Annotated in this window: 27 protein-coding genes; 12 read left to right on the forward strand and 15 right to left on the reverse strand. The window is 70.8% G+C overall.

Annotated features, from left to right (window positions below):
• Window positions 1–4: 4 nt before the first annotated feature.
• The gene (locus tag E8M80_RS12990; protein ID WP_137126120.1) at window positions 5–940 is read right to left on the reverse strand and encodes an NAD(P)-dependent oxidoreductase; all 936 of its coding nucleotides are present in this window, start codon (window positions 938–940) and stop codon (window positions 5–7) included.
• A gap of 4 nt (window positions 941–944) precedes the next feature.
• Window positions 945–1,280 carry a carboxymuconolactone decarboxylase family protein gene (locus tag E8M80_RS12995; protein WP_137126121.1) on the reverse strand — a complete coding sequence of 112 codons (336 nt, stop codon included), beginning with the start codon at window positions 1,278–1,280 and terminating at the stop codon, window positions 945–947.
• Between the two features lie 239 nt (window positions 1,281–1,519).
• Here E8M80_RS12995 and E8M80_RS13000 point away from each other — a divergent pair, with 239 nt between their 5' ends.
• Window positions 1,520–2,413 carry a LysR family transcriptional regulator gene (locus E8M80_RS13000; RefSeq protein WP_137126122.1) on the forward strand — a complete coding sequence of 298 codons (894 nt, stop codon included), beginning with the start codon at window positions 1,520–1,522 and terminating at the stop codon, window positions 2,411–2,413.
• A gap of 16 nt (window positions 2,414–2,429) precedes the next feature.
• On the opposite strand, the gene E8M80_RS13005 is transcribed toward E8M80_RS13000, so the two are convergent.
• The 4 genes from E8M80_RS13005 to E8M80_RS13020 form a co-directional block, all read right to left on the reverse strand.
• A complete protein-coding gene (locus tag E8M80_RS13005; RefSeq protein ID WP_137126123.1) occupies window positions 2,430–3,635 on the reverse strand; it encodes an MFS transporter in 1,206 nt (401 codons plus the stop codon).
• 121 nt (window positions 3,636–3,756) lie between these two features.
• The gene (locus E8M80_RS13010) at window positions 3,757–4,107 is read right to left on the reverse strand and encodes an ABC transporter substrate-binding protein (RefSeq protein ID WP_137126124.1); all 351 of its coding nucleotides are present in this window, start codon (window positions 4,105–4,107) and stop codon (window positions 3,757–3,759) included.
• 94 nt (window positions 4,108–4,201) lie between these two features.
• A complete protein-coding gene (locus E8M80_RS13015; protein ID WP_170979379.1) occupies window positions 4,202–4,618 on the reverse strand; it encodes a hydantoinase B/oxoprolinase family protein in 417 nt (138 codons plus the stop codon).
• A 406-nt stretch (window positions 4,619–5,024) separates the two neighbouring features.
• Window positions 5,025–6,197 (reverse strand): cobalamin-independent methionine synthase II family protein, encoded by a 1,173-nt coding sequence (locus E8M80_RS13020; RefSeq protein WP_137126126.1) that lies wholly within the window; start codon window positions 6,195–6,197, stop codon window positions 5,025–5,027.
• Window positions 6,198–6,654: 457 nt separating this feature from the next.
• Here E8M80_RS13020 and E8M80_RS13025 point away from each other — a divergent pair, with 457 nt between their 5' ends.
• From E8M80_RS13025 to E8M80_RS13035, 3 genes are read left to right on the forward strand one after another with little or no spacing between them, the layout of a single operon-like run.
• Entirely contained in the window at window positions 6,655–7,719 is a 1,065-nt protein-coding gene (locus E8M80_RS13025) for a type III polyketide synthase (RefSeq protein ID WP_137126127.1), read from the forward strand.
• The gene (locus tag E8M80_RS13030) at window positions 7,719–8,420 is read left to right on the forward strand and encodes a methyltransferase domain-containing protein (protein ID WP_170979380.1); all 702 of its coding nucleotides are present in this window, start codon (window positions 7,719–7,721) and stop codon (window positions 8,418–8,420) included. Before E8M80_RS13025 ends, E8M80_RS13030 begins: the two co-directional genes overlap by 1 nt.
• Window positions 8,417–9,568 (forward strand): NAD(P)/FAD-dependent oxidoreductase, encoded by a 1,152-nt coding sequence (locus E8M80_RS13035; protein ID WP_137126129.1) that lies wholly within the window; start codon window positions 8,417–8,419, stop codon window positions 9,566–9,568. Before E8M80_RS13030 ends, E8M80_RS13035 begins: the two co-directional genes overlap by 4 nt.
• A 37-nt stretch (window positions 9,569–9,605) precedes the next feature.
• Here the strand turns inward: E8M80_RS13035 and E8M80_RS13040 are convergent, their stop codons facing one another.
• From E8M80_RS13040 to E8M80_RS13050, 3 genes are read right to left on the reverse strand one after another with little or no spacing between them, the layout of a single operon-like run.
• The gene (locus E8M80_RS13040; protein ID WP_137126130.1) at window positions 9,606–10,724 is read right to left on the reverse strand and encodes an ABC transporter permease; all 1,119 of its coding nucleotides are present in this window, start codon (window positions 10,722–10,724) and stop codon (window positions 9,606–9,608) included.
• Complete coding sequence (locus E8M80_RS13045; RefSeq protein ID WP_137126131.1) at window positions 10,721–11,422, reverse strand: ABC transporter ATP-binding protein; 702 nt, start codon at window positions 11,420–11,422, stop codon at window positions 10,721–10,723. The genes E8M80_RS13040 and E8M80_RS13045 overlap by 4 nt, the downstream gene beginning before the upstream one ends.
• Window positions 11,419–11,997, reverse strand: a complete 579-nt coding sequence (locus E8M80_RS13050; RefSeq protein ID WP_170979381.1) for an ABC transporter substrate-binding protein — start codon at window positions 11,995–11,997, stop codon at window positions 11,419–11,421. Before E8M80_RS13050 ends, E8M80_RS13045 begins: the two co-directional genes overlap by 4 nt.
• Window positions 11,998–12,637: 640 nt before the next feature.
• On the opposite strand from E8M80_RS13050, the gene E8M80_RS25955 reads away from it, so the two are divergent.
• The 8 genes from E8M80_RS25955 to E8M80_RS13080 all read left to right on the forward strand — a co-directional run bounded on the left by E8M80_RS25955 (window position 12,638) and on the right by E8M80_RS13080 (window position 17,793).
• On the forward strand, window positions 12,638–12,802 hold the full coding sequence (locus E8M80_RS25955) for a hypothetical protein (protein ID WP_170979382.1): 165 nt from the start codon (window positions 12,638–12,640) through the stop codon (window positions 12,800–12,802).
• Between the two features lie 562 nt (window positions 12,803–13,364).
• Window positions 13,365–13,634: a hypothetical protein gene (locus E8M80_RS13055; protein ID WP_137126133.1), complete on the forward strand. Its 270-nt coding sequence runs from the start codon at window positions 13,365–13,367 to the stop codon at window positions 13,632–13,634.
• 194 nt (window positions 13,635–13,828) lie between these two features.
• On the forward strand, window positions 13,829–14,209 hold the full coding sequence (locus E8M80_RS13060) for a Rap1a/Tai family immunity protein (protein ID WP_137126134.1): 381 nt from the start codon (window positions 13,829–13,831) through the stop codon (window positions 14,207–14,209).
• A gap of 16 nt (window positions 14,210–14,225) precedes the next feature.
• Window positions 14,226–14,465 carry a YMGG-like glycine zipper-containing protein gene (locus E8M80_RS13065; RefSeq protein ID WP_240790018.1) on the forward strand — a complete coding sequence of 80 codons (240 nt, stop codon included), beginning with the start codon at window positions 14,226–14,228 and terminating at the stop codon, window positions 14,463–14,465.
• Window positions 14,466–14,588: 123 nt separating this feature from the next.
• Window positions 14,589–14,753 (forward strand): DUF3309 family protein, encoded by a 165-nt coding sequence (locus tag E8M80_RS13070; RefSeq protein ID WP_137126136.1) that lies wholly within the window; start codon window positions 14,589–14,591, stop codon window positions 14,751–14,753.
• A 211-nt stretch (window positions 14,754–14,964) separates the two neighbouring features.
• The gene (locus E8M80_RS25960) at window positions 14,965–15,108 is read left to right on the forward strand and encodes a hypothetical protein (protein ID WP_170979383.1); all 144 of its coding nucleotides are present in this window, start codon (window positions 14,965–14,967) and stop codon (window positions 15,106–15,108) included.
• Window positions 15,109–15,159: 51 nt separating this feature from the next.
• A complete protein-coding gene (locus tag E8M80_RS13075) occupies window positions 15,160–15,861 on the forward strand; it encodes a VIT family protein (protein WP_137126137.1) in 702 nt (233 codons plus the stop codon).
• Window positions 15,862–15,975: 114 nt separating this feature from the next.
• Window positions 15,976–17,793 carry an ABC transporter ATP-binding protein/permease gene (locus tag E8M80_RS13080; protein ID WP_170979384.1) on the forward strand — a complete coding sequence of 606 codons (1,818 nt, stop codon included), beginning with the start codon at window positions 15,976–15,978 and terminating at the stop codon, window positions 17,791–17,793.
• Window positions 17,794–18,081: 288 nt separating this feature from the next.
• On the opposite strand, the gene E8M80_RS13085 is transcribed toward E8M80_RS13080, so the two are convergent.
• From E8M80_RS13085 to E8M80_RS13110, 6 genes are all read right to left on the reverse strand, one after another.
• Window positions 18,082–20,478, reverse strand: coding sequence for a family 16 glycosylhydrolase (locus tag E8M80_RS13085; protein ID WP_137126139.1), 2,397 nt, complete (start codon window positions 20,476–20,478; stop codon window positions 18,082–18,084).
• Between the two features lie 571 nt (window positions 20,479–21,049).
• Window positions 21,050–21,871, reverse strand: a complete 822-nt coding sequence (locus E8M80_RS13090; protein WP_170979385.1) for a family 16 glycosylhydrolase — start codon at window positions 21,869–21,871, stop codon at window positions 21,050–21,052.
• A gap of 13 nt (window positions 21,872–21,884) precedes the next feature.
• A complete protein-coding gene (locus E8M80_RS13095) occupies window positions 21,885–22,922 on the reverse strand; it encodes an FkbM family methyltransferase (protein ID WP_137126141.1) in 1,038 nt (345 codons plus the stop codon).
• Complete coding sequence (locus tag E8M80_RS13100; RefSeq protein ID WP_137126142.1) at window positions 22,919–24,211, reverse strand: polysaccharide biosynthesis/export family protein; 1,293 nt, start codon at window positions 24,209–24,211, stop codon at window positions 22,919–22,921. Before E8M80_RS13100 ends, E8M80_RS13095 begins: the two co-directional genes overlap by 4 nt.
• Before the next feature lie 245 nt (window positions 24,212–24,456).
• A complete protein-coding gene (locus tag E8M80_RS13105) occupies window positions 24,457–24,720 on the reverse strand; it encodes a hypothetical protein (RefSeq protein WP_137126143.1) in 264 nt (87 codons plus the stop codon).
• The gene (locus E8M80_RS13110; protein ID WP_137126144.1) at window positions 24,717–26,471 is read right to left on the reverse strand and encodes a hypothetical protein; all 1,755 of its coding nucleotides are present in this window, start codon (window positions 26,469–26,471) and stop codon (window positions 24,717–24,719) included. Before E8M80_RS13110 ends, E8M80_RS13105 begins: the two co-directional genes overlap by 4 nt.
• Window positions 26,472–26,879: the final 408 nt, after the last annotated feature.

Below are 26,879 nucleotides of genomic sequence, written 5' to 3' on the forward strand. Positions count from 1 at the left end.
GCCCCTACTTCGCCTTGTCGGCGTCGAGCACCGCCTGCACCGCCGCCGGGTCGCACGCGATGGCCACGCCCGCGCGCTCGAGCTGCAGCTTCATCGGCACGCGGCTGTCGAGGTTCTCCCAGCCGCGGTTCAGCGCCTCGTTCATCTCCTCGAGCGTCAGGTTGCAGAAGCGCATGGGGACGCCGAGGTCGCGGCCCATCTGCACGGCGAGCGAGACGTCCTTGTGCGCGAGCTTCAGGGAGAAGGCCGGCGGGTCGTACTTGTCCACCAGGAACTGCTCCGCCACGCGGTCGAAGGTGCGGCGCCGGCCGAGCGAGCCCTGCCGGATCGCCTTCCAGAGGTCGAGCGGGTCCATCCCCGCCTTGACGCCCATGGAGAAGACCTCGGCCATCGCGGTCTGGATCGCGTAGCCCGCCATGTTGTGCACGAGCTTCGCGACGGTCGCGCTGCCCACGGGCCCGATATAGGCGGCCTGGTCGCCGAAGGCGTCGAGCACGGGCTTGCAGGTGTCGAACACCGCGCGGTCGCCGCCCACCCAGATCGCGAGCTTGCCGGTCTCGGCCCCCTTCGGCCCGCCGCTGACGGGTGCGTCGAAGCCGAAGGCGCCCTTTTCGGCCAACGCCGCGGCGAAGCGGCGCACCAGCGCCTGGGAATTCGTCGAGAGGTCGAAATAGGCCGCGCCTTTCCGCACCCCGGCGAGGATGCCGTCGGGGCCGAACACGACCGGCTCCACCTCCTTCGGCCCGGGGAGCGAGGTGAAGATCACCTCGCACTGCTCGGCCACGGCCTTCGGGGTCTCCGCCCAGGTGGCGCCGGCCGCGAGCCGGTTCGCGCCGGCCTCGCGCCTGATGTCGTGGATGACGAGGTCGTGGCCCGCCTTCTGGAGATTGGCGGCCATGAAGGCCCCCATCGTGCCGAGGCCGATGAATCCCACCTTCATGGCGTCAGCCCTTCGCCTTGTCCTGGGCGTCGAACACGTCGACCGCGACATGGGCGGCCGTCATGGCCGAGGGCCAGCCCGAATACATCGCGAGGTGGGTGATGATCTCGCTCACCTCCTCGCGCGTCAGGCCGTTCGTCAGGCCGCGGCCGATGTGGCTGTTGAGCTGGTCCTGCCAGCCGAGCGCGACCAGGGCCGCGATCGTGACCATGCTGCGGTCGCGCTTGGACAGCTGCGGGCGCGCCCAGACGTCGCCGTAGACGTACTCGCTGGTCATCTCCACCAGCTTCGGGAAGGCCGGGTTGATCCGGTCGCGTCGGGCGGAAGGCGGGGCGGCCATGGCACTCTCCTGCATGGGTTCAGCGGCGCGATACGGACCCGCGGCGACGCGCCCCCCCGCAGGCTTTCCGACCTGCCGGACCGACCTCGGCCCCTGGTGCCGAAGCCATGCGTTTCCATCCCGGGCGGAGGCGCCGTTGCGCCTCCGGCGAGAGCATTCCAGCGGCCACCCCGGCCGTCCAATGGAATGCCTGCCGCGGCCCATAGATGTCGTTTATGGTTCGACGCCGGAGGACGCCCATGAACCTGCGCCAGCTCGAGGTCTTCCACGCCGTGATGCGGGCCGGCACGGTGACGGGCGCGGCGCGACTGCTCGGCGTGACGCAACCCTCGGTCAGCACCGTGCTCAAGCATTGTGAGGCGCAGCTTCGCATGCCGCTGTTCCGCCGCCTGGGCGGCCGGCTGCAGCCGACGCCCGAGGCCGAGGCGATCCTGCCGGACATCGAGGCGATCTTCGCCCGGCTGGACTCCGTCGAGCGGCAGCTGCGCGACCTCAAGGGCGGCCGGATCGGGACGCTCTCGCTGGCCGGGGCCTTCCCGATCGCCAACGGCTACCTGGCCGCGGCCGTCGCGTCCTTCATCGCCGAGCGGCCGGGCGTGCGCGTCGTGCTGCAGGCGCTCGCCTCCTCCGAACTGCTCGACCGCGTGGTCAGCCGCGAGGTGGAACTCGGCGTCGGCCTGGAGCCAATCGTGCACCCGGAGCTGGAGACCGAGGTGCTCGTCGCTTCCGGCGTCGCCTGCGTGATGCGGGACGACCACCCCCTGGCCGCGCAGGAGGAGGTCGCGATCCGCCAGCTCGACGGTCTGCCCATCATCACCTTCCTGTCGCGCGCCCCGCTGCGCGGCTACGTGGACCGGGCGCTCTCCGAGGCCGGGATCGTGCCGCGCATCAGCGTGCAGGTGAGCATGTCCATGACCGGCATGGCGCTGGCGCATCACGGCGCCGGCGTCGCGCTGGTCGAGCCCTTCCTGCTGAGCACCTTCCCGATCCCGGGCCTGGTCGTGCGCCCGCTGCGGCCGCGCATCGAGATGAAGACGTTGCTGATCCGCGCCCGCTCCGCGCCCCGCTCGGCCATCATGGAGACCTTCGTCGCGCATCTGCACCGCGAGGTGCCCCGGCTGCTGGCCCCATAGCGCCGGACCGGGCGCGTCAGCCGCGCGCCTGCTCCTCGGGCGGCCTGAGATGCCGGAACGCCCAGAGCAGGGCGAGGTCGTAGGCGATCTTGAGGCCGCCGCAGATCAGGAAGGGCGCGGCCTGCCAGCCGGCGGCGAAGAGGGCACCGGCGATCGCGGGGCCGGCCGCCGCCGCCAGGCTGCGCGGGACGGCCGTGAAGCTCGACGCCGCCGTGCGCTCGGGCGGCGTGACCACGGCCATGACGTAGGAGGTGCGCGTCGGCACGTCCATCTGCGACAGCGCGGACCGCAGCAGCAGCAGGCCGAGCGCCCAGGCGGCATCGGGCGCGAACATCGCCGCGATCAGGCAGAGGCTCGAGGGGATGTGCGTGAAGACCATCGTGTTGATCAGCCCGATCCGCCCCGCAAGCCACGCCGCGACCGGGAAGGAGAAGGCCGAGAGCACGCCCGACCAGAAGAAGAACAGCCCGGCCTGCGCCAGCGACAGGTCGAAGCGCTCGAACAGCCAGAGCGCCAGCAGCGCCTGCACGGCGAAGCCGCCGGCGAAGCTGTCGACGCTGAACAGGGCGGCCAGCTTCAGCACGATGCCGCGCGACGGGCCGAGCGGCGCATGGTTCGCGCGCCGCGCTTCGGGTGCGGCCGGGATGAGCGCGCGATAGGCGAGCAGGCAGCCGAGCCCGAGGGCGGCATAGAGGACGAAGGCCGAGCGCAGCGCCGCGACCTCGCCGAGCCCGAGCGTGGCGAGCGCCTGCGGCGCGCCCGCCGCGAGGGCGCCGGCCGCCGCGGCCAGCGCCCCCACCAGGCTGTAGCGGGCGAAGACCTTGGTGCGGGCCGCATCTAGCGCCGCCTGGCTCAGCAGCGCCTGTTCCAGCGGGGCAAAGACACTGACGCTGCCGGCCGAAGGGTTGATCGTGCCGATGAGGGCGATGGCGAGCAGCAGCGCGAAGCCGGTCGCCGCGGCGAAGCCGAGGCCTGTCGCGACCATCAGCAGCGCCGCGGCCAGCAGCATCCGGCGCGGATCCGCGCGTCCGCCCAGCAGGCCGACGCCGAGCGTCATCATCGCCGAACCGAGCAGCGCGATCGTCGCCACCGCGCCGACCTCGCGCGCGCCGTAGCCTAGGGCGACGAGGTAGGCCGGCAGGACCACGGCGACCAGGCCGTCGCCGAAGTCCCGGATGCCGCGGGCGAGGATGACGTGCCGGATGGCGGCGCGGCCGGTCATGCGGCGCGCCGTGGGCGGCGGGTCATCGGCCGCGCATCGCGGGAATGCGGGATGGCGCGCATCGGCGCCCCTTCTCCGGCGCGGCGCGCCGGGACATGGACGCGAGTCGTGGGCCGCGGCCTCACGGGGCGATCGCGTGCGGTGCCTCGGGCGGCACGATGGCGAGGCGCGCGCCGTGGTCGCGCGCCTGGGCGAGCCGCCGGACCTGGATCCGGCCGGCCTCGGCCTGTCCGGCATCGACGGGCTGCAGCGTGTTGCCGCTGCCCCACCCGTCCTGAACGTCGACGGCAAGGCCCGGCTCGCGGAACCGGCCGCGCGGCCCCGCGAGATGCATGGCGGCGTGGACGCTCCAGGGCGGGGCATCGAACCGAACGGCCAGGCGTTCGGCCTTCGCGTACGCGATGCCGGGCGCGGCGATGGCCTCCGCGGCAGCGACCAGCGCCGCCGGGCGCCCGAAGATCAATCCGCGCATGCCCGTTCTCCCTGCTGGTTCCGTGCCTCGCGCAGTCTCGCGGTCCGCGCCGCGTCGACCGCGACGGCGGAGCGCGTGCGGGCCGCCCTCGGGGTCACCTCGCCATTCCACACGTCGCGCGCAACCGCCGCGAACTCCCGTCCCCGGACACCTTGGGCGTGCCGTCGCCGACCGCGGTGATGGCGACCGCCAGCGGCACCGCGTCGTCCGAAAGCCTGTCGCTGTCGCTGTGGTCGGTCAAGCGGCAGGTGCCCCCGGGCCGGGTGGCGATCTCGTCCCGGGCCACGCGCTCCGCGTCATTGGGCAGCGCGGCGCGGTAGCCATGCATGCGGTCGGCATCGCCGCGCTGCGCCAGGCGCCCGGTCTCCCGCGTGCCCACGTGGCAGGCCGCGTGTTGCGCGCGCAGGCCGCGCAGCACGCGAACATCGAGGCCGATCGCCATCCCCGGTGTCTCGTCCATGATGCCGGCGCTGAACAGTCCCGGCGGCGTCGCCGAGAACCGGGCGACCATCCCATTTCGCCCGCGCGGCGGCCACCGCCTCGGCGATGGCGCCGAGGTGCTGCGCGATCGGCCTGGCCTGCGTGACCAATGCGCGCTGCGCGAATCGCGGACCGCGCCGGAGCAGTCCATCGCGTCCCTGACGGTCCAGGAGCGGGTCGCCGTGCCGCCGCGGAACGACGACTACGACCGGCTGATCGGCGCGATGGTCATTGCCGGCCTGCGTGCCGGCCGGGCGATGTCGGGCGGTGGGCGGGCGCTGCATCGCGTGTCTGCGGGATGTCGTCTCCGGGCTGCGGCGCTTCCGCGGCTGTCGGCCTGCGGGCAGCATCCCATGCTTGCGCCGTTCCGCGCGCTGCGGCCGGCGCAGGTGAACCCGCCGACGGCAGGCGGCGAACCTGGCAGAGCCAGCACACGGTCAGCGCGCCGCGAACAGCCGGCCGGAGGCGATGCGCGCCCCCTCTGCCATCGCGCGCAGCTTCGCCCAGGCGACGTCGCCGGCGACGCGGCCGCGCCCCGCGGACGTGTCGAAGCCGCAATCGGTGCCGGCCATGACGCGGGTGGGATCGCCGACGACGCGTGCGGCGCGCTCGAGCCGCTCCGCGACGAGTTCCGGATGCTCGACGAAATTCGTCGTCGTATCCAGGACGCCGGCCACCAGCAGCTGGTCGTCCGCCAGGGGCATCCTGGCGAGGACGCCGATCTCGTGGGCATGGCGCGGATTGGCGAAGGGCAGGACGAAGCCACCGACCCTCGCCTTCATGATCACCGGCAGTATCTCCGCGAGCGGCACGTCCGCGTCGTGGGGACCCTCGTAATTGCCCCAGCACACATGCAGGCGGACGCGGTCGCGCGGAATGCCCTCGAGCGCGGCGTTGATCGTCGCGACCACACGCTCGCAGAAGCCGAGGAAGTCCGACAGCGGGCGATCCTGGTAGAGGCCATGCCGCTCGAGCGCCAGGTCCGGGCAGTCGAGCTGCAGCAGGAAGCCGTGCGCCACGATGGCGCGGTATTCGACCGCGAGCGCCTTCCCGAGCGCGGCGAGGTAGGCGTCCTCGGTGTCGTAGAAGCGGTTCTCGACGATCGACCCGATGATGCCGGGCGACGGCGCGGTCATGAAGGCTTCGGCATAGCGGCCCTTCTGCGCGTCCAGCGTAGCGGCGAAGTCGTCGCATTCGGCCTCGATCGCCGTGGTGTCGCCATAGGTCACCTCGCCGATCGCGGCCGGGAGGTGGCTGGTATGGGAGACCGCTTCCGCCGGCGCGGCCTCGCGCAGCGCCTCCTGGTAGTCGGGGTAGGATTTCAGGTCCTGCCAGACCGGTCGCTGGCTCTCGTCCCCGAGGCCCGTCAGGCGGTGGCGCAGGTAGAGGACGAAGGATTCGCGCTGCTGCTCGCCGTTGTTGATGATGTCGAGACCGCAGGCGATCTGCTGCGGCACGACGGCACGCAGCGCTGCGCGGCCGGCCGCCTCGATCTCGCGCTCATCCACCGGCTCGCCGCGGACGCGGCGCGCATAGAGGCGCGTGAGCGCCCGGGGCCGCGGCAGGCTGCCGGTGTGGGTGGTGTAGATGCGGGTTTCGCTGCGCTTCATGCTTCCGTCCGCCCTTGTCCGATGCATTGGCCGAGTTCGGCGCCGAGCGCCTGCTTGCATGACCCTGCCCCCCGGCTGCGGTCTTGAAAACTCCCTGTTCGTCGCGTCAGGAAATCCCCGGGAGGATCAGGATCGTCCCCGGCATGCTGCCATATGCGCTGAAGTCTCCCTGTTCTGCCGCTTGCGTGCCGGCCGACCGCCGCGCCGTCGAGGCCGGCGGGGCAGGGAACCCACGCGCGCCGGTGGGTCTCGATGGTCTGCCGATCGCCTGTGTGCGAGAATGACGCGCGTCCCGGTCGTGGCCCCTGGACCGCTGCGGGCAACGGCGTGCGGGGCGCCCCGGGGCGCGCTGGACAACGCCGGAATTTCCATCACGTTTGACCCCGCCTGCCCGTTGGCGCGAGCGGAAGGTGGTCGGTCCCTGCCCGCAATCGCCCAGACATGACGGGACGAGCGTATGCAATCAGTCTACATCAACCGGATCGCGTGTGCCGTTCCGCCCAACCAGGTGCACGAGGCGTTCTCCATCTTCGCTGGGCGGCAGGTCCTGCAGGGCCGCGATTCGACGACATTCGCGCGCATGGCGGCCCGCAGCCAGATCCAGAGCCGGTGGTCCGTGCTCACACCCTCGGAGCCGCTCGGCAGCGGAACCGCCTGCGGCTTCTACCAATGGGGCGGCGCATTCCCGTCCACGAAAACCCGCATGCAGCGCTACGAAGCGGCGGCGCCGGCCCTGGCCGAAGCCGCGCTGGACGCGCTCGGCCTCGGGGAGGAAGCGCCTCGCGTCACGCACATCGTGTTCGCGAGTTGCACGGGCTTCGCCGCCCCCGGGCTCGATCACTGGATCATCAACCGGTACGGCATCCGCGGCAGCGTGGAGCGCAGCATCATCGGCTTCATGGGATGCCAGGCTGCGATCAACGCGCTCAAGTTCGCGTGGCACATCGTGCGCAGCGATCCCGGTGCCCGCGTGCTGGTCGTCTGCCTCGAACTCTGCACCCTGCACCTCCAGCAGACGTCGGCGATCGAGCAACTGCTCTCCTTCCTGATCTTCGCCGATGGCTGCGCGACCGCGCTCGTCAGCGCCGAGCCGGGCGGGCTCAGGGTGGACGGCTTCCATGCCGGCCTGGTGCCGCAGGCGGCGGACCAGATCACCTGGCGGATCGGCGACGCCGGCTTCGACATGACGCTCTCGGGCCTCGTGCCGTTCACCCTGGCCCACGCGCTGCCGGAGTGGCGCCACGAGATCCTGGGCGGCGCGGATACGTCGGAGATCGACCTGTGGGCGGTCCATCCCGGCGGGCGCAGCATCCTCGACGCCGTGGCGCACGGGCTCGACCTGCCCGCCGACGCCCTGGATGAGAGCCGCGCGGTGCTGCAGGAGAACGGCAACATGTCCTCGGCCACGGTCATGTTCGTGCTGCGCGACATGATGGCGCGCGCGCAGCCGGGCCAGCGCGGATGCGCCATGGCCTTCGGACCGGGACTCTCGGCGGAGACGATGCGGTTCGTGTGCGCCTGATGGCGGGCTTCCGGCTCTCCGCGCGCAGCACCGAGCCGGAGTGGATGGACGACGCCGCGCAGGGCGATGCCGCGTTCCGGAGCGCGCTTCGGGACCTCGAATTCCTCAACCGCATCAGCCTCGGCTACCGGCCCACCCTCGCATGGCTCGACGGGCTGGTTGCGCGAAGGGGTGCGACCACGCTCTCGGTCCTCGATGTCGGTGCGGGCGGCGGCGACATGCTGCGCCGGATCGCCCGCTGGGGCGTCGCGCGCGGCGTCACGCTCGAACTCACCGGCCTCGACCGCAGCCCGGCCGCCGCGGCGGCGGCGCGCGACGCCGGCACGCCGGGGTCCTGGATCACCGCGGACCTTTTCGACCTGCCGCGCGACGCGCGCTTCGACGTGGTGATCTCGGCGCTCTTCACGCACCATCTTCCCGATGCCGAACTGGCGCGCTTCCTGCTCTGGATGGAGGCGCACGCCCGGCTCGGCTGGATGATCAACGACATCCACCGCCACGCGGTGCCGTGGTACGGGCTTTGGGCCGGTACGCGGCTGCTCCGCCTCGATCCGATGGTGGTGCATGATTCCACGGTCTCGGTCGCGCGCGCCTTCACACGGGCCGACTGGACCAGGCTGACGGCCGAGGCGGGCCTCGACGCCCGGGTGACGTGGCGATTCCCCTTCCGCTGGTCCGTGTCCCGGGACGTCGCCCCGTGAGCGGCGTCGCGCGGGATGCCGATGTGCTCGTCGCGGGCGGCGGTCCCGCAGGCGCCGCCTGCGCGATCCGGCTCGCGCGCGCGGGGCGCCATGTCCTGCTCGTGGAGCGGGAGGCGGGACCGCGCGAGAAGGTCTGCGGGGAGTTCCTCGGCGCCGATGCGCAGGCCTGCCTCGCGGCACTCGGGATCGATCTTCCCGCGCTCGGTGCCGTGCGGATCACGGAGGCGAGGATCGCGCGCCGCGCCGCCCATGCCGCCTTCGCACTCCCCTTCGCGGCCTGGGGCTTGCCGCGCAGCGTGCTGGACGAGGCGCTGCTCCGGGCCGCCGCGGCGGCGGGGGCCACCGTCCTGCGGGGCCGCTCCGTGACCGATGCAACGCGCGAGGGCGACGCCTGGTGCCTGCGGCTGGCGGACGGGGCAAGGCTGCGCGCGCCGCACCTCGTGCTCGCCACCGGCAAGCGTCCGCTCCGGGGCTTCGCGCGGGCGGGGGCGACGGAGGGATGGATCGGGGCGAAGCTGCACCTCCGCCTGCGCGCGCCGCTCGATGCCGTCGTGCTGCTGCCCTTCGCCGGGAGCTATGCCGGCCTGCAGCCGAGCGGCGATGGCATGGCCAACCTCTGTGCGGCGCTGGCGCCCGGGGCGGCCGGCGAAGCGCGCGACGCGGAGCGCTTCGTCGGCTCGGTGCGCGCCGGATCGCCGCTCGCCGCGGCGCTGCTGGGCGGCGCGCAGCCGTGCATGCCGCGCCCGCTGACCGTGGCCGGCGTGCCCTACGGCTTCCTGCACCGGGACGCGCCGGCTGCCGACCCGGCGCTCTGGCGCCTCGGCGACCAGTTCGCGGTCATCCCGTCCTTCCTCGGCGACGGCATGGCCATGGCGCTTGCGGGCGGCATCGCGGCGGGCGCGGCGATCGTGTCCGGCGGATCGGCGCCGGATTTTCACGCAGGCTGGCGGCGGCAGCTCGCGGGGCCGATGCGGATCGCCGGCCTTACCGGCTTCGTCCTGCGGCGGGCGCCCGGTCTCTTCGCGGATGCCGTCGCGACGGTGCCGGGCCTGGCGCGCCTCGTGGCCCGGCGCACCCGCGTGATCGGTGCCGAACGACCGGTCCCGGCTGCCGCCGTGCCGGGCAGGCCCATGGCGGGGCTCCGCTGAGCGACGTCTGCCGGGCCGGGGAATCCCGGGCGGGACGCTACCCGCGCCGCAGCGCGGCCGCCGGGGACAGGCGGACGGCGCGCCAGGCGGGATAGAGCGCGCCGACGGCACAGAGCACCAGGGCGCCCGCCAGCGGCACCAGCAGCCCGCCCACGCTCGGCTTGAAGGAGATGTAGCTCCCGATCGCGGGGATCGCCTCGAACAGCCCGGTGAAGGCGATGCCGATGCCGACGCCGAGCATGCAGCCGATGACGCCGAGCATCGTCCCTTCGAGCAGGATGAGCCCGAGCAGGCGTCCGTCGGACCAGCCGATGGCGGAGATCATGCCGATCTCCCGCGTGCGTTCCTGCACCGACATCAGCTGAGTGCTGAGGACATTGAGGCCGCCCAGCGCGAGCGCCATGAGCGACACCGCGAGGGAGACCGCGTCGAGCACGGCGATGTTGCGGTCATGGTCCATCGCCTCGGCGGCCTCGGAGACGATGACCGGGCCCACGGCCGCCAGCGCCGCGCCCACTTCCGCCCGGCGGCCGGCGGATTGCGGGCCGGCCAGCCTGATGTGGAACCCGGTGACCTGTCCCGGGCGGTAGGTGATGGCCTGGAGCGTCTCGAGCGGCATCAGGACGACGCTCCGGTTCATCCGCGAGGCCCACCTGGCGATCCCGACCACCTCGAAGCTTTCCTCGGCGAGGTCGACGCGCATGCCGGGCGCGAGGCCGAGGCTCTCGGCAATGACGTCGCCCAGCACGACGTGCCGTTCGTCGCCGGCCCGCAGGTTGCGTCCGGCCACGATGGGCGCGTTGCGCACCGCCGCCGCCGTCGCGGGCACCCCTGCGGCCAGGAGCGGCCGTGCCCGCGCATCGGACACGAAGGCGATCAGTTCGCGATTCACCTCGGCCACGCCGGGAACCGCGGCCAGCCGTTCGCCGAGGGCTTCCGGCAGCCGGCCGCCGAACGCATCCGTCGCGGCGCGCTGCGTCACCACGAGGTCGGCGCCGCGCTCGCCGAGGCTGTCGCCGACGCCGGCCTTGATGCCCTGGCCGAGGGAGAGCAGTGCGATCGCGCCGCCGACCGCGACGCCGATGCCGAGGATCGAAAGCAGGGTCCGCGCCGGGCGCCGGCGCAGATTGCTGAGCGCGAGGCCGAACAGGTTCATGCCGCCTCCCGGTCCTGGCGCTCATCCGACACCACGTTCCCGTCATGCATGCGGATGCGCCGCGGACAGCGGGCCGCGAGCGCGGGATCGTGCGTCACCATCAGCAGGGTCATGCCGCTGTCCTGCGGCAGGCCGAGCAGCAGCGCGGCGACGGTCTCGGCATTCGCGCTGTCGAGGCTGCCGGTCGGCTCGTCCGCGAGAAGCAGGGCCGGGCGGCGCACCAGCGCGCGCGCGATGGCGACGCGCTGGCGCTCGCCGCCCGAGAGCTCAGCCGGCAGGTGCCCCGTACGGGCCGCGAGCCCCACGCGCGCCAGCGCCGTGGCGGCCTGGTCGCGCTGCGCGCGGCCGCTCAGGCCGCCACCCATCAGCGCGAGCTCGACGTTCTGCAGGGCGGTCAGCGTCGGCAGCAGGTTGAACTCCTGGAACACGATCGCGATGTCATTCCGCCGCAGCGCAGTCCACTCGCGCCGCGCGACGACCGGCCGGCCCTGCCACAGGACGCGGCCCGCGCTGGGCACGTCGATCCCGCCGGCCAGGTTCAGCAGGCAGGTCTTGCCGGAGCCGCTGCGGCCGGTGAGCGCGACGCACTCGCCGGCGCCGATCGCGAGGCTGACATCGCGGAGCGCCGTCACATGGCCGCCGTCGAAGCTGCGCGACACCCGGTCGAAGGCGAGCAGCGCACGCGCGTCCGCGTTCACGGGCGCGTCGCCCCGCGGGCCAGCGCGCCGATCGCCGCGTCGACATCGCCGCCGGCGGCGTCGAGCGCGGCCAGCACCTCGTCGTGCAGGCGGGTGCCGAGCGTCATGCCATCCGCGGCAACGTCCGTCGCCTGCCAGCCCCACGGCCCGCCGGCGCGCAGGCGCCACACCAGGATGCGCTCGGAGCCGTCGGCGCGGAGCAGCCGGGACGTCACCGACACGTCGCCCCGACGCTGCCGCGTGGCGAGAAGGGCCAGCGTGCCGGGGCGGTCGTCGCGCGCGCAGTCGGCCGCAAGCCGTGCGTGCAGCGCGGCGCGGAAGCGCGCACGCTTCCCCTCGGCCAGCCCGTCCCAGAGGGTCCCGCCCGCGACCGTGCGCGAGAGGGAGGCGAGATCGAAGGCCGCTTCGGCGAACCGGTCACACGCCGCGATCCTCGGCGCGCCGGGCGCCGCGGCGCCGATGGCCCGGAAAGCGGCATCGCTGCGCATGATGAACGCCTCGGCAGGCGAGGATTCGGCCGCGTAGGCGGCGGTCGACCAGCCGAGCAAGGCAGCGAGAAGGAAGGCGCGGCGCATTCGATGCTCCATCGCTCGACGAGGCGGGCCCGTCGGTCATTCGCCGTGCCACCGGGGAAGGCGCGGCACCCCCGCCGCCGCCGCGACATGCGGGCGGCAAGGTCGCCGTGTGACCCGGGCCGCGCCATGGCGCGCGGGATGCCATCCAGATGCACGTCGGAATGCCCCTTCGTTCCCGCCGGAACCGTATCCCACATGGCTGAAGGCGCCGCCAGACGAGGTCGGGTCGCGGCGCCTCCCGGCCCGGCGCCATCCGTCGACCTGCGACACGACCCGGGCATGGCCAGCGGCGGGCCACGGCGGGATTGCGCTTTGCCCCGAAGCGCAGCGCGTCGACATCGGCGACGAGGCGGGCACCGGCCAGTGGCTCGGCCGCGGCAGCGCGCGCCATCGGTCCCGCCAGGCGATACAGCGATCCGCCCGTGGCGATCAGCACATCGCCGCTGTCGTCCCAGTCACAGCCGCGAAGCCGGCGCAGCTCCACGGCCGCCCCGGTCACCACGACGTCGTGCCCCCGCCTCGGGCCGTGGATGGCGCCGATGGCCAGGAGCTTCCGTCGGAGCGTCACGACGGGCTGTCGCGAGTGCCACGGCGCGGGCTGCGGCCTCTCGAAGACCTGTGGCTCGGTGAAGGTCCAGCCATGCGGACCGCGGCCCTTGTCGACCGCCCACTTTCCCTGATCGACCATCCGCCAGACATCGCGCTCCATGCGCGCACGCTCGATCGGAAGGTCCTCGCCGCGGCCGGCCTAGTCCGCGACCGGCTCCACCACGAAATCGCCGGGCAGGGCGAAGTCGCGGTGTGACCCTACCCAGGTTCACCGCGGTGGCCGCCTCATACACCACGCTGTGGGACACGACCGCTGTCGGTGCCGCCACCGCCACCGCGAGGAATCCGTCGAAACCGATCAGTGGTTTCATGCGTTACCTGGTAATGTTCGACCGTCACCACGCCGACGACACAGACCCAACGCAACCCGACGGAGCGGTGCAGACCCGATGCGCTGTGCTCCACCCCGGCCTGGACGGCGCTGATGACGTGCAGCCGAGGGGGTGGTCGGCGAGTGCGCGAGGATTGGCTCGCCTTGATCCACCTCAATACGAGCCCATTCGAAATAAAATACGTTCTAACATTACAGATCGGCGTTGCTCTCCGATCGCAGCCATCGAGTCTCCCTCGCTGTCGCGGTCACGCGCCAGCCTCAATGAGGAGGAGCAGTCGTGGCGTGCTTCCGACTTCTCGCGATTGGGCTGCTGGCTCGCGGCGCCCGCGATCAGCGACAGGCCAGGCGCGCCACCACAGCCGCTGGGCGCGCGATCGAATGGGCGGTCGGACGACCGGAGACCGCTGAGACACAGGAGACGATCATGCGCACAACGCGTCTAGCAATCCTGCTCCTGGCCGGCGTCGGGCTGTCCGCCTGCGTCGGGGTGCGCGACGTCTCGTACCGGCAGCCATACGGCACCTTCACCGGCAGCACGCACCTCGCCACGCCCTACGCGTACCCCAGAGGCACAACGCCCTACCTGTACGACCAGTCACAGCGCTCGTGGCCGCGCACCTACAACCGCCAGAACCAGGGCAACTACCGCAATCGGCACAATCGTCCTGGCCACGACAACAGACGGAATTTCTGACCGGGACGGCGCGCGACATGTGGATGGCTGGCCGCAACAGGCGCCGTAGGCCGAGGCGCGCAACCCCAGCCGCAACGCGGAGCGGAGGCTCATCCAGCCCGCCAGCCCCCGCAACTTTGGAGGAGATCGTCATGCGAACAGCGACTGCAGTTGCCTTGGCGTTGGCCGGCTCCGTGGCCCTGGCCTCGGGAGCCATGGCTCAGAGCCGATCGGAGTCGACCAGACCGGCCATCGTCACCCATGTCCAGACGGCCAGCGAACTCGCTGCCATCTGTGATCCCGCCTGGGGCGGCGTGCCGCGGCTGGAGGCCATCGCCTATTGCCAAGGCTTCCTCACCAGTTTCGGCCAGTACCACGCGCTGCTGTATCCGCAGGGCGGACCCGCGAGGCCGCTCTTCTGCGTGCCGGTGCCGGGGCCGACGGTGGCCGAGTCCGGCGTCGCCTTCGCCGCCTGGACGCGGGATAACCCGCGCTACGGCAACGAGCCAGCGCTCGATGGCCTCCTGCGCTGGGCCCAGGCGAATTTCCCCTGCCCGACGAGGTCGCCGGCGCGCAGTTCGCGAAGCACACGCTGAGACGCGGGAGATGATCATGCGCACAACACGCCTTGCCATCATGCTCCTGGCCGGTCTCGGCCTGTCCGCCTGCGAGGGGATGACCCCGACGCAGCAGAATGTCGGGATCGGCGCCCTGGGTGGTGCAGCCGTCGGCGGCATCGCCGGGTCCTTCAGCGGCAATGCCGGGATGGGCGCCCTGATCGGCGCCGGTGTCGGCGGTGTCGGCGGGTACCTCTACGACCAATCGCAGCGGTCGCGCCGACCCTACTACTAGCGGCCCCGCACGCGCCGCGACGGCGGTGCGACGAATCGACCAGCATCCCGGGGCAGCCGCAACGCAGGTTGCCCCGGCCACGAATTGAACGCCGGTACGCAAACGCAGCAAGGAGAACATCTCATGTCGCTTGGAACCATTCTGCTCATCATTCTTGTCATCGCCCTGCTCGGTGGCTTCACCGGGGTCGTCGGTGGCTACGGGTATGGCTTCGGCCATGGCGGGGTCGGCGTGCTGGGCGCGGTGCTGATCATTGTCCTCATCCTTGTGCTGCTCGGCCGGATCTGAACCGCGGCAGCCAGGTAACGGAGAAGGCGTCCTTGCCGGCACACCTGGAGAGGCCGCGCCGGCGCCTCGCGCCCGTTTCCCCGGGGCCGGTGACGTCGGGTCGCGCTCACGGCCTCGGTCCGCGGGCGCCCTGTCCGGGCCGGTCGCCCCCACCCAATCATCGGGGCGCCTAGCGTGCCTCGATCCAGGAAACGAAAGGCAACTGACGATAATGAACCGCAACCTCATCTTCATCGTGATCGGCGTGCTGGGCATCGGCGCCGGTGCTCTCGGCTACTGGTATTACCAGGAGCAGCAACGGTCCGGCGTCGACATCAGCATCGGCCCGCGCGGCGTGACGGTCCAGGAGAGATAGCGCCGTGCGCCGGCGCTCTTGGCCGAGCGGCAGCGCCTCGCGAGATGCCGGATGACCCGCCTTCGCCTGCACCGGGAGAACCATCTCGTTGATCGGATCGGATGGCTGCGAGCGGCAGTTCTTGGCGCCAATGACGGCATCGTCTCGACGGCGAGCCTGATCGTCGGCGTTGCCGCAGCGGCTGCGACACGAGGCGATGTGATGCTCGCAGGGGTCGCGGGGCTGGTCGCCGGCGCCATGTCCATGGCGGCCGGCGAGTATGTCTCGGTCAGCTCGCAGTCCGACACCGAAGACGCCGACCTGTCGCGTGAACGCGGCGAGTTGCGGGACAATGCGGAGGCTGAACGTGATGAGCTCGCGGCGATCTATGTCAAACGTGGAGTCGAACCTGCCGTTGCGCAGATCGTCGCAGCGCAACTGATGGCGAGAGATGCGCTTGGCGCGCATGCGCGCGATGAGCTCGGACTCTCCGAGAGCACGACGGCGCGTCCTGTCCAGGCGGCGCTGACATCCGCGGCGACGTTCTCCGTCGGCGCCGCGATGCCCTTGCTCATGGTGGTCGCGGCGCCGGCCAACGCGCTGGTTGCGAGCGTGTCGGCGGCGTCGCTCGCCTTCCTCGCCCTTCTGGGAGCGATCGGGGCATGGGCCGGCGGCGCTCGTGTCCTGCGTGCGACGGTCCGGGTCACATTTTGGGGGGCGCTGGCGATGGCCATCACGGCTGGCATCGGGAAGCTTTTCGGCACCGTCATCTGACGGCGCCGACCCCGGCGGATGATGCGGGACCGCGCCCGCCGGTCTCGTCTTCGGCATACCGTCCCGCCCGGGTCCTGGCCCGCGCCGGATCGGCCAGACCAGCAAGGGGGTCCGATGAGCAGCGCCGCGGCACCTGGTCATCCGCAGCGATTCTTCCGGGACTTCATCAGGGTCGCCGGCCCCTTCTGGACAGGGCGGGGGCGCTGGAGGACGCGCCTGCTCGCGGTGATGCTTGCCCTGCTCGTGGTCGGCCAGGTCGCGCTCGCGGTCCGGCTCAACATATGGACCGCCGACCTGTTCGATGCGCTGGAGCGGCGCTCGACCGACCGGGCCATGGCCCAGATGGGCATCTTCGTCCTCATTCTGCTCGGCACCATGGCCACGAACACAACACACCTCGTGGTGCGCCGATACTTGCAACTCGACTGGCGGCGCTGGCTGACGGCACGCGTCATCGGCGACTGGATGGAGGATGCGCGCCACTACCAGGCCGACCTCATCCCCGGCGACCACGCCAACCCGGACGGGCGCATCGCCGAGGACATCCGCATCGCCACGGAAGTCGCCATCGACCTGGCCAGCAGCCTTTTCTACTGCGTCCTGCTGCTGATCACCTTCGTCGGCATCCTGTGGTCACTGTCGGGCTGGATCCGCGTGGCCGGACTGGACGTGCCCGGCCATCTCGTCGTGCTCGCCTTCGGCTATGCCGGCATGGGCGCCGTCGTCGCGTTCCTGCTCGGCCGCCCGCTCGTGCGCGCCACCGATACACGGCAGACGCGGGAGGCCGAGTTCCGCTTCAGCCTGGTGCGCGCGCATGAAACCGGGGAGCCGATCGCCGTCGCGCGCGGCGAACGGCTGGAACGAGAGCGCCTCAGGACCGTCTTCGAGACGATCGCGCAATCCTGGCGCGACCAGTCCATGGGCCTGGCGAGGCTCATGGCCTTCTCGTCGGGCTACGTGGCCCTCGCCGGCGTGCTTCCGATCCTGGTCGGCACGCCGCGCTTCCTCGAGGGCACCCTCTCCCTCGGTCGCCTGGTCCAGTCCGGCCAGGCCTTTCAGCAGGTCACGGCGGCGTTGTCCTGGCCAGTCGACAACCTGGCCCTGATCGCCGGATGGCGCGCATCGGTCGAGCGTGTGCTGATGCTCGACGAGGCAGTCCGCGTCGTCGCCCTGGAAGCGGCGCGGACGGGGGAGACCGCGATCAACCTGGACCGCGTGCCGACATCGCAGCTCGGTGTCCGGGACCTGTGGGTCGCAGCACCCGACGGCACCGCCATGCTGTCCGACCTCACCCTGACGGTGGAGCCGGGCGAGCACGTCCTGGTGGATGGCGATCCCGAGGCGGCGAGCGCGCTGTTCCGCGTACTGGCCGGCATCTGGCCCTGGGGGCGCGGACGGGTCGACCTGCCGGCCGATGCGGGGATGATCGCCGTCGGCCCTTGGCCGTTCCTACCGCAGGGAACCTTGCGCCAGACGCTTGCCTTCCCCGGGGCGGCGGACCCGCGCGACGACGCGGCGATGCAAGCTGCGCTCGCCAGCGTGGGGCTCGCGCATCTCGAACGGCGCCTGAACGACGTGGCGGACTGGACGCGTACGCTGACCGGCGCGGAAGTGCAGCGGCTGTCCTTCGCGCGGCTCATCCTGTTGCGTCCGGACTGGGTCGTGCTGGGCGATGCGACGGACGCGCTCGACCCGGCCTCGGCCGACAACATGCTGAGCCTGATCATCGACCGCCTTCCGCAGGCCGCCATCATCCTGATCGGGCGACACCCTGGATCGGCGGATATCTTCGACCGGCGACTCACTCTTGAGCGCGTGGCCGACGGAGAGATCCTGCTCAATGAAGTCTATGCGCGGCGCCAAGCGGCCAAGATGCCGCGCGCGAGGCCGCTGAGCGTGATCGATCGACTGCGCGAGGGATACGGGCGCTGACCGACGCGCCACGGCCCGAGGGCGGAATGCACCCGATGCCGCACGCCGGGTCGTCAGGTTTCACCTGCCTTTGCGGCCGCACGGAGCAAGGGAACGCGATATCGACATCAGCGCCGGCAAGGTGCGCATCGCCAACAGGGATGCTGATCGACGTTGCCTCGCCACGGCGAAGCCATGGTCGCGCAGCCGGGCCGGAGGCGGCGGGATCCCGGGGTTCCCTCTCGCCAAACGGCCCGGCCGCGGCGGCGGCGCGGGGACAACAAGGCCCTGCGCACGCAGCCCTTGACGCTACAGGACGAAGTCCGCGGCCGTCAGCGCGAGGCCGCCGCTGAGCCGCACGGAGAGTTCCACCGTGGCCATATCCTCGTCCGTGTTGCCGAACACGAAGGTGTTGCCCGCGATGACCTCGCTCCGTAGCTGGCCGGCCGCAGTGAATTCGCCGATGCCAAGGAAGGCGAAGGGCTGGTCGCCCGGCAGCGCCGCGTCCGCGTCGATCATCGAGAGGTCGATGCGGTCAAGTTCCTCGGATGAGAAGTCCACGATACGGTCGCGGCGGGCACCCGACGCGCCGCTGTCCAGGGCGTCGGTGAATCGGAAGATGTCGGCATCGGCGCCGCCGTTCAGGATGTCGCTGCCGGCCCCGCCCAGCAAACGGTCGTCGCCCTTTCCGCCGGACAACACATCATCGCCTGCCCCGCCATCGAGCGTGTCATTGGCGGCAGTGCCAACCAGGGCATCGGGGCCGGCTCCGCCCACTGTGCGCAAGGTCGGCGCGACGGTCGCGATGATGGGGCTGACGCCTTGGGAACCGCTCGGGTCGTTCGCCGAGACCCAGAGCCATTCGGTGCCAGGGCTGCTCCCGGCCTGGTAGGTCAGTGTTGCCAGTTCCGCGTTGATCGCCGCGACGCTGCCGCTCAAGGTCAGGGTGGCGGTCCCTTGACCGGTCTCCTCCGCGGTGGTGGTGGCGCTGGTGCGGAAGGCGCCGGCCGCGCCGCTGACCACGGCGGTGAAGATTCCGGAGGGCTCGGAATCCGTGAACTGGATGCCGGCGATGGCCTGCGTCGCGCCGGCCGCGATGCTGAGCGTGGCGGGCGTGACGACCAACGGCGCAGTGTTTTCCATCGTCCCGCCCGAGTTCGCGCCCGCCGCGACGGTCGCGATGATCGAGCTGACGCCCTGGGCGCCGCTCGCGTCGTTCGCCGAGACCCAGAGCCATTCGGTGCCGGGGCTGGTCCCGGCCTGGTACGTCAGCGTCGCGAGTTCTTCGTTGATCGCCGCGATGCTGCCCGTCAGGGTCAGGGCGGCGGTGCCTTGGCCGGTTTCCCCCGCGGTGGTGGTGGCGCTGGTGCGGAAGGCGCCGGCCGCGCCGCTGACCATGGCGGTGAAGATTCCGGAGGGCTCGGAATCCGTGAACTGGATGCCGGCGATGGCCTGCGTCGCGCCGGCCGCGATGCTGAGCATGGCGGGCGTGACGACCACCGGCGCAGTGTTTACATCCGGGCCCACCGGGGCGGGACCCGGCAGCACCGGCGGTGCGGACCCGCCGGCGGGCGCATCGACGGAAGTGGAAGCAACGATCGGCTTCAAGCCTTGGAGCCCCTGCGGGTCGTTGGCGGCGACCCAGATCCAGTCCTCCGCGGCGCCGTTCGCCTCGTAGGTCAGGGTCGCGAGGGCGGCGTTGATGGCAGCGAGGTTTCCGGTCAGGGTCAGGGACTGCGTTCCCTGGCCGGTCCCGAAGACGCCGGCGACGGCATCGGTCCGCAACATGCCCTGCCCGTCGCTGACGGTGACGGTGAAGTTGCCGCCCGGCCAGGTGTCGCCGACGGAAATCCCGGCCAGCTTCGCTGCGCCCGTAGGCGCGACCTGCACCGTGCCTGGCCCCTCGATCACCGGCGCCAGATTGACGGCGCCGACATTCTGGGACGGGTCCGTGACCGTCACGCTGCCGCCCGACGTGCCGGGATAGGCATAGGCATGCACGTAGTCGACCAGCATGTGCGCCGGAAAGGGCGTCGTTGCGTCCGGCAGGCCGGGCCAGTAGCCGCCGACCGCCAGGTTCACCAGCATGTACATCTCATCGTGCATGTCGGCGGGGGTCGCCATCGAGGCGACCTCGATCCCATCGATGTACATGGTGACTTGGTCCGGGCCCCACATCGCGCCGTAGGTGTGGAAGCCCTCGGACACGTCCGCGACCTTCAGCGTGGTCCCCTCGGTGGCCTGCACGGTCGAATGGGTCGAGAAATACAGAGTGGTGGGGTCGTGGCCGAGCACCTCGACGATGTCGAGTTCCGGCGGCCAGCCGAGATCCGCCGGCAGGAGCCAGAAGGCGGGCCAGAGGCCCTGGCCTGCCGGCATCTCGGCGCGGATCTCGAAGTATCCGTACAACTGGCTGAACGACGTCTCGGTCGTGATGGCGCCGGAGACGTAGGGAAGGCCGAGCGGGTTTGCGCCGGGTGCGGCGGTGATGTCGAGCACGCCGTTGCTGACGGTAAAGGGATCGATGCCGACGGAACTGTCCGAATAGTATTGCTGCTCGCCATTGCTGCCGAGCGTGCGGTTACCCCAGGCGTAGGTGGTTTTCCAAACCCCGGTGGAGCCATCCGGTGAACTGCTGAGGGTATCGAATTCATCGGCAAAGGTGAGCGTGAGGGCGGAGGTATCGATTGTCGCGCCAACCGGCATATACAAATTTTCCTACATCTGGATCAGGTGTGCGAGGCACACCCGCGCGTCAGAAAATGCGGCCAGTCACCTATCCAGACCGCAATGACCTCGGATAATCCGCTTCCTCCGAAACCAATGATTAAATTCGGTAGCAGGCGAATCGACTGACCGCGCCTCAAGTATTGGTGATCAAATTACGTAACTGTTAGTTTCTTCATCAATACAAGAGTCGAATTTAAATTGCCCTTCCGCATATTTTTTTCATTAAGATTTACTGAGAATCGCCTTAAATTTTGGAATTACATTCTGCTTGCGCAAGCTTGGGGGAGATTCGTCGGCATGCCGTAGCGGACCCGGGGGCTCGCGCGCCACCCGGTCGCGATCCGGCAAGATGCTCCTCGCGTCGCGAAATCACGACGCCGTCTCGCTTGACGGCCGCATCCCGCGAAGCGGCGCGGCGTTTGTGGTGCCTCGTCAACGTCACGCCAGCAAAGATTTGGGGAATGAGCGCCCTATCGCAGCCTGCGGCGCCATCCCGGCTCGACAGGCCATGGGCGAACTGCGGCCGGAACGCGGGACCTCCGCCGGGTCAGCGCGTGGCCCGGAGGTCGTCGAACTGCCAGACGCGGATCCAGTCGATCCGATAGACGCCCGACAGATCCCTCGCCGCGGCGCCTGGCCAGGATCCCTCGCCGCCCACGGCCAGGTTCGCCAGCAGATACATCGGCCGGTGCATGTCGGCCGGCGTCGCGGTCTCGTGCACCAGGACGTCGTCCAGATAGAAGCGGATGCGGTCCGGTCGCCAGGCGACCCCGAAGACATGGAACCCGGCCGAGAGGTCCGGAGCGACGATGCCCGTCACCTCGTCGACTTGGCGGCCGCCCGGGCGGGCGTGGATGGCAACGTAGTATCTGCCCCGTTCGTGCCCGAGCATCTCCATCACGTCGATCTCCGGCGGCCAGGCCCCATCGCTCGGTAGGAGCCAGAAAGCCGGCCACAAGCCGCGGCCACGCGGCAACTGCGCACGGATCTCGAAATAGCCATACTGCTGGTTGAGGAGCCGCTGCCCCATGATCAAGCCAGAGCGATGCGTCATGCCCCGCGGCAGCCCGGGCGTGGGCGCCGCGGCAATCTCCAGTACCCCGTCGCGAAGCCGAAAGGGGCCGTCAGGCCCGTTGTCGACATACCACTGCGCCTCGCGATTGCCGGGCAGCGTGCGGTCGCCACCGATATAGGTGGTGCGCCAGACCGCGCGACCCTCTGCCATGCCGCTGGCCGAGGCGGCAAAATGGTCGAACTCCTCCGCGAAGGTCGCCTGCAACCCGTCGCGCGAAAGCCGCACGCCTTGTGCCGCCACGCCGGCAGACACGAGGCCGCCAAGCAGGCCGATGAGAATGCGCCGCGCATGCATGGTGCGCGGCCTGTCAGGCCGCACCGGCGCGGGGCCGGCGGGAGAACAGCACGTCTGTCTGCGTGGCGATCGGCAGTTGCAGCGCCTGCGCCGGCTCCGGTCCGCGGAACCCAAGGTAGGCTCGGAGGTCGTAGTCATTCGCGATCGCGCTGCTGCGGAAGCCGGCCGCATGGAAGCGCGCGACCAGTTCACTGGCGTCCGCGACGTCGGGCGAGGCCGTGTCGACCGAGATCTCGGCCAGGAAGTCCGTGCCTGCGGAGAATTCTGCCAGATCCTGGAGGATGCTTCCGAGAACCGGGCCCTCGCCGCCTTCGATGTCGATCTTCACCAGCCGAAGCCGCGCCCGTTCATCCTGCGTCAGGATCTGCGCCAGCGGCAGCGCCTCGACATCCAACTCAGATGTCCGTCCCTCCCGCGACACCGTGCTGACCGTCCCGGCATTGCCGAAGCTGGGGCCGTAGAGCGCGACCCGGCCGCACGAGGCGGCAACCGCGGCAGGGACAACGCGCACATTGTTCAGCCCATTCAGCGCGATGTTTTCTCGCAGTATGCGCAGCGCGGCGGGCGATGGTTCGACCGCGATGACGTGGCCTCCGGGACCCACAAGGCGCGAAGCCAGAACCGTGTAGTAGCCGATATTGGCCCCCACATCGCAGAACACGTCCCCGGCCCGCAGCGAGTCGAGGACCAGGGCCGTGACGTGCGGCTCCCAGACGCCGAAATGGAACAGCCGCGATCCGATGAAGTCGCGCAAGTCCACCTGGAGCCTGTCGCCCGTGCAGAGTCTCGCAAGGCGGCGGCGTGCCAGCAGGTCGAGCCCGCCATTCAGCCAGCGCCACGCTGCCTCCGTCGTCGCAGGCGAGAGCCGCATCATCGCGACCGCGAGGCGACGCGTGAGCGGGTGTCGGGACGGTGGGATGCGCAGCGATGCCCCAGGCCCCCGGGCCAGAGGCAGCGCCGCACGCGCCGCCCCATCCCGTAGCAGGAGGAACGCATCCGCCGCAACACGGCTCCGTTCGCGCTCGGCCTGGTCATCGTGAAAGGCGTTCACCCGCCGATGGCCCGTGCCTGGGCACCCGCCTGGGTGAAGGGCAAGATGATCGCGATGAACTTCTGGTAGTCGGTGAAGGGAGAATTCGAGACGAAGATCAGGTCGTTGTTCCGCATCGGGAAGCGCTGTGTCAGGAACAATGTCGTGGGATTGGTGAAGTCCGCCCGATAGACGGTGGGCACTTCGACTGGCGCGTCGGCGGGCGGCTCCAGGCCCATCCGACGCAGGGTCTCGGCGCGTTCGTAGCGGAACAAGAAGACTGCTTCGGGATTGGCGCGGTCGTCCTGCAGGCCGCCCGCGCGGGCGACGGCATCGGCGAGGGAGAGCTGCCGGTCCTCGAAGGGAAAGCGACGGTTCAGCTGGGTGATGCTGGCGCTCTGCCCGACGGCGCCGAGGGCGAGGAAATGGCGCGGTTCCCGCGTGATGATGACGGAATCACCCTGCCGCAACTGAACGTTCTGGCGCGGATCGAACAACACGTCCGCCAGCAACGTCCGCTCACTGACCGGGCCGCGCTGCAGTGTCACCATGGTCTCATGCGCCGGGAAGCGCGGCCCACCCGCGCGCGCGATGGCGCTGAGGAGTCTCTCGCCGCCCGGGTCGATGCCGAAGCGGACCGAGTTGGTGACATCGCCCGTCACGCTCACCGCGTTCGAACGCCGTTCCTGGATGGTCACGATCACCTGCGGTTCCAGCGCCCGATCGCTGATGCGTTCGGCGATCGCGCGCTCGAGCTGCGAAGGGGTCAGCCCGATGGCGCGGACGGTACCGCCGAAGGGCACCGTGATCGTGCCTTCGCGATTAACCTGCTGGGCCGGCAGCTGCACGAAGTTGCCGGGCCGTGCGCCCGGCTCCGTGGGGATGAACAATCCGCCGCGCTGTGCTTCGAAGATCGTCGTGCCGATGATGTCGCCGATGCCGATGCGGACGTCGGTCGCACCTGCGTTCGAGGACAGGTCGCTGAATCGCCTGCGTGAGGGCTCGGCTGCAAGGCTTGCAACATTCCCAGGGTCAAGCGTGATGAGCGTGTAGCCCAGCGTCGGGCGCTCGATCGGGCCGGGATTGCCGCTCTGTGTTCGTGCGCCAGCCTGCACATCGACGAGGCGGGGCCCACCGGCGGGGATGAAGCTGCTGCATGCCCCCAGTGCCAGCAGGGCCATAGCGGGGACGAGCCTGGCGGCATCGCGCGGACGCCGCATCGGCGCGTGCGGCGGCGTGCGTGCCGCAAGCGCGTCCGTATGACCGGGCATGCGGTGTGGCGGCGGGATGGTAAGGGAATGGCCTGACATCGGTCGTATGTTCCTCTCCGGGCGGATACTCCGGCCCGGCCTTCGACGCCGCGCCCCGAGGCCGGGACCATCGGCGCCACGGATAATCGTGCCGCACCGCACGGCAGGACTCCCATGACGCAGGCCGCCTGATCCCGGGCCTGCCTGTGGAACGCCGGATGAACGCTGCGGTTTCCTTGTCGTGTATCAATCAGCCGGGCGCGGGCGGCGTTCGTCGCAGCAAGCGCGGAATGACGCGCCTTTGCTCACGCGCCGGTATCCGAAGACGGCTGCCGCGGTTCGCTTGCGCCATCCGCTACTCGCCCATCGTGTCGGCACCGGCGCTGCGCCGGCTGGCTTCGCATCGCTCTGCGCGCCGCGAACCGCAGGCTGCCGAGGGTCGGCCAGCGACGGCCCGCGAGGTCCCGCAGTCGCTCATCGACCGCGACGAAACCGAAGCCCGCCCCGGCATCGTCGATGGCCACACCGATGAAGCTGCCGGCGATTTCGACGACGATCGATTGCTTCATGCCACGACATTCCTGTGCCGCATGCTGCGCTCCCCGCGCGGCGATACCGACCACACCTTGAAACGCTCCCAGCCGGCCAGAAGTGCCGACAGCTCGACGGCCTGCGAGCACCTGGCGACGCGCTGTTTCTGCAGCACATTCCGCAACGCGAGGATGGGATGGCCGGGCCGCAGATCTGCGCCGGTCTCGAACATCCGCAGGAACCGGTGCGCAAGCGCGTCGTCGTCACGCTCCATCGCATAGGCCGCGTACCCGATCACCGATGGCCGGCCGAAATCTGTCATCCTGCGGGCGAAACTCCGCAGCAGCAGGAGCCGTGGGTGCGATGCGATGATGCTGCGAACATCCGTGGCGGACGCCTTTCTGGCGCGGGTGGATGGCCCGCGCAGTTCGTGCCGCCACAGCAGGTTCGCCATGGCCGCGGCCAGGGCACGGTCGCCGAAGGCCTCGAAGGCATCGCCCGCCACCACGCCGCGTCGGGCATGGATGTCGTAGGTGGCGCTCGCTTCCTCCTCAAGTCCACGCAGCACCGGTACCTCGATCTCGCCGCCCGACAGGATGACCGCGCGAAGCCGGCGCTGACCGTCGAGCAGCCGGCCGCTGGCTGCGAAGCAGATCGGCTGGACGTTTCCGGCCCATCGCCCCTCCACGATGTCCTCGGCGAGGGCGCAGACGTGCGCACGGCTGACACGGCGCCTGTCGACACGCTGCGCGAGGTACTGCGCCGCGCGGTGCGGTCCGATCCCCTCGATCGTGACGCGAGCCCCATCCTGGCGTCCGGCCGTGCAAGCGGCTGCATCCGCACCACGCATTGCTGCAGGCGCCGCCTCCGCATGGCCCGGCGGGGCGGACAGCTGCGGGAAGCGCCGCATCGGCTCGGACCCGGTCCAGGGCTGCCCGTCGAGCGGCGTACCGCGCAGCGTCGCCTCGAGCGCCTGGATCGCCAGCGCCAGAAGACGCGTCTCGGAGGGCCAGGGCGACGGCGCGCCTGGCCCGGCGTCGATCCACCCCCGAAGCACGACGCCCGGTTCGGCTTCGGCAAAGCGTTCCGGTCGGGTGACCGCGTCAAGGAGCCGGTCGGTGCTGGCGGGGTCGAGCGCATAGCCCATGCAGGTCAGGGGGCTGCGTACAGCCTCGGGCAGTGGGCAGGCCGATCGGGCGAGGCTCGCGGCTACCGCCTGTCCAATCATCGGATTTGCGCCGAGCATCCGATCCAGGGCGGCGCGACCGGCGGCGGGAGGGTGCGTGGCATGCATCGCACCCGCTGCGCAGCGCACCAGCGTGCGCAGCGCCGCGTCCACTGCCTGGATATGCCGGGCGCCGCGCGCTGAACACACCCGGGCGCGGTTTACGGAATGCCGGCGGCACTGGAGGCCGCTGGCCTCGTCGTCGATCCCATCGGCGAAAAGGGTCTCGAAGGCGCAGCGCGCTTCGACACAGGCGAGCAATCGCTGCATCCCGTCGAGAAGGACACCATGGCGAGACACCACTACCGGAACTCCGTTGAGGAGCCATCGCCGCTCCCGCATGGCGTTCGCGTAGGTCCTGACCGCGCCGGCGTGGCGCCTGCCGTTTGGCCGGCAACGCGCGAGCAGTCGAGCGGCCACGCCCGGAGTGATCTCGACGATGGCGAACCGCATCGCGGAGGCCGCCGACGCCGGCACGACGCCACGGACGGCCGCATCGACGGCGGGATGCACCGCCAGTCGGACCGGAGCGCCCGACGCCACTGCGTCCGGAACGGCGGTCATTCCGCCGTCCTCCTGCTCGGACGATTTGCCTTGCGCACCGAGAACAACGCCTGCTGCCGAGGCGGGGAGCCGGGATGTGGAGTGCACGGCACGGCAGGGTCTCCCAACTTCGACCATCGGCATTGTCGAACATGCAGCGGGCGTACGATGACGCTTCGGCGACACAACGCGCGACGCCCCGGTTGTTTGCATCACCGACTGCCGTGGCGCGGGCGCGGCGCTCGCAGCGATGCGCCTGCAACCCTTGGCGGCGCGGAGCGCTACAGCGGTGTCGGGCCGTCCGAAGCGGCACGGTCGCCGGCGCTTCGGCCATTGAGCGTGTCGGTTCGGCTGCCGACGGCCAGTGGCACGGCCTGCGCAGATCTACACAGGAAGGGGAGCCTTGCGGCATGTCGCGCGAAACCTGCC

Source organism: Roseomonas sp. HF4 (assembly GCF_005222755.1).
Classification (GTDB): Bacteria; Pseudomonadota; Alphaproteobacteria; order Acetobacterales; family Acetobacteraceae; genus Neoroseomonas.